Annotated in this window: 3 protein-coding genes and 1 other annotated feature; all 3 genes read right to left on the bottom strand. The window is 43.9% G+C overall.

Annotated elements, in window-relative coordinates; genetic code table 11:
• Nucleotides 1-402: 402 nt before the first annotated feature.
• Entirely contained in the window at nt 403-762 is a 360-nt protein-coding gene (rplL, locus tag AC1DWN_RS32510) for a 50S ribosomal protein L7/L12 (protein ID WP_477562972.1), read from the bottom strand.
• A gap of 89 nt (nt 763-851) precedes the next feature.
• Nucleotides 852-1,361, bottom strand: coding sequence for a 50S ribosomal protein L10 (gene rplJ / locus AC1DWN_RS32505; RefSeq protein WP_477562971.1), 510 nt, complete (start codon nt 1,359-1,361; stop codon nt 852-854).
• 56 nt (nt 1,362-1,417) lie between these two features.
• Nucleotides 1,418-1,580 (bottom strand) — a sequence feature (ribosomal protein L10 leader region).
• A 14-nt stretch (nt 1,581-1,594) separates the two neighbouring features.
• Nucleotides 1,595-2,230 (bottom strand): 50S ribosomal protein L1 (gene rplA / locus AC1DWN_RS32500; protein ID WP_477562970.1); only part of this gene is annotated, 636 nt, incomplete at its 5' end.

The following is a 2,230-nucleotide window of genomic DNA, read 5'->3' as shown; positions in this document are numbered from 1 at the left end:
CTCCCAAAGTCGACACCTGATTTCGAGAAAACACCAGCATCCGTCACAAACCGCAAAGAAAAGCCTCGAAGCTGCACTTCATGCGTGTGACGATTATGCTTAACTTCAGGGCTTTGAGAGTAATAATGATTCGACATAAACTATTTCCTCCGCGATCTCATTACTTCTTGCTTGTATAGCTTCATTCGCTTACATCTCTTATCTTTCAACATACAACGAGCCCCTTGTAACCTGACGGTTCAAGGGGCTCGTCAGCCGATTCATAGTAAGTTTACATGATCAGCTATATTTTAAAATATAAGAAAGTATAAGTTTGACCTTATCCTCAGCTTATATTTCAACGCGAAACGCATGTTACTGACACAAGGCCAGCAACAGCCGTTTACGCTTGTTAAAACAAAATTACTTAACTTCTACAGAAGCGCCTGCTTCAGTAAGTTTAGCTGCAACTGCTTCAGCTTCTTCTTTAGCAACTTTTTCTTTAACAGCTTTAGGAGCGCTATCAACCAAGTCTTTCGCTTCTTTCAGGCCAAGACCTGTAATTTCGCGAACAACTTTGATTACGTTGATTTTGGATGGGCCAGCACCGTTAAGGATTACGTCGAACTCGGATTGCTCAGCTTCAACAGCTGCGCCAGCGCCTGCTGCTGCAACTGGTGCTGCAGCTGTAACGCCGAATTCTTCTTCAATTGCTTTAACAAGCTCGTTCAGTTCAAGAACGTTCATAACTTTAATCGCTTCTAAGATTTGCTCTTTAGACATGGTTATACCTCCAGGAATATGGTTTATTTTTTGTTTGATTAAACATCCGGCATGACCGGGTTAAAGCGGAATAAATAAGTTGAATAAAATTAAGCTTGTGCTTCTGCTTCTTGTTTCTCGCCGACTGCTTTAACCGCAAGCGCGAAGTTGCGCATTGGAGCTTGCAATACGCTGAGTAGCATAGATAGCAAACCGTCGCGTGACGGAAGTTCCGCAAGAGCTTTAATTTCTTCCATGCTTACAACTTTACCTTCAACAACGCCGCCTTTAAGTTTCAAAGCATCGTTCTTCTTAGCAAAATCGTTCAAAATTTTCGCTGGAGCAATAGCATCGTCTTTGCTGAATGCAATTGCTGTAGGACCAGTCAGGATTTCGTTCAATCCTTCATAATCCGTTCCTTCAGTAGCGCGACGAACAAGCGAGTTTTTCAGGACTTGAAATTCAATTCCTGCTTCACGCAGTTGTTTACGAAGCTCAGTTACTTGGGAAACGTTCAATCCCCGATAATCAGCAACGACCGTGCTGGAACTTTCAGCAAGTTTAGCAGCGATTACTGTTACTGCCTCTTGTTTTGATTGGATGATATTTGCGTTAGCCAAATTGTACACCTCCCGTAATAGTATACATTCCGTTAATACGACAGGCTTTCCACGCCTCGATGCATGAGAAAGGCCTTCGCAGACTTAGCGAAGGCCATGATGTCGTTATCGCACATCGACCTTACGGCCGAATATTGCTCACAAACGTTTATCATAACACCTCGGTAGGAAATTAAGCCATTAGGCACCTACTGTCTTCGGTATGCGTATTCGAATTTAAGTTCCGTTCCGACTTAGCGGTAAGCCGCTGTTGACACACGAGCACCAGGGCCCATAGTTGAGGAAACGGCAATATTTTTCAAGTAAACCCCTTTAGCTGCAGCTGGTTTAGCGCGGCTAAGTGCGTCGATCAATGCTTTAAGGTTCTCATTCAGTTTTTCAGGACCGAATGATACTTTACCGATTGGCGCATGGATTTGACCTGCTTTATCAAGACGATACTCGATCTTACCGGCTTTAATTTCTTGCACGGCTTTAGCAACGTCAAACGTTACTGTTCCTGCTTTAGGGTTAGGCATCAAGCCTTTACCACCGAGGATACGACCAAGTTTACCAACTTCAGCCATCATATCCGGCGTTGCTACGCAAACGTCGAATTCGAACCAGCCTTGTTGAATTTTGTTAATCATGTCTGCATCGCCAACAAAGTCAGCTCCAGCAGCTTCCGCTTCTTTCACTTTTTCGCCTTTTGCGAAAACGAGAACGCGTTTTGTTTTACCAGTTCCGTGCGGAAGTACTACTACGCCACGCACTGCTTGGTCTTGTTTACGAGGGTCTACACCCAAACGAACTGCTACTTCAACGGATTCGTCAAATTTAGCTGTTGCTGCCTTTTGCACAAGTTCAATTGCTTCTAAAGGCTCGTATGT

This window comes from Paenibacillus sp. P4_A7 (genome assembly GCF_056402455.1).
The sequence above is the reverse complement of the archived record's forward strand: the minus strand, read 5'-3'. Positions and strand labels throughout refer to the sequence as shown.

Bases quoted from the DNA above. Each gene is read 5' to 3' on its own strand.
- rplL (WP_477562972.1), bottom strand. From the start codon at position 762: ATGTCTAAAGAGCAAATCTTAGAAGCGATTAAAGTTATGAACGTTCTT.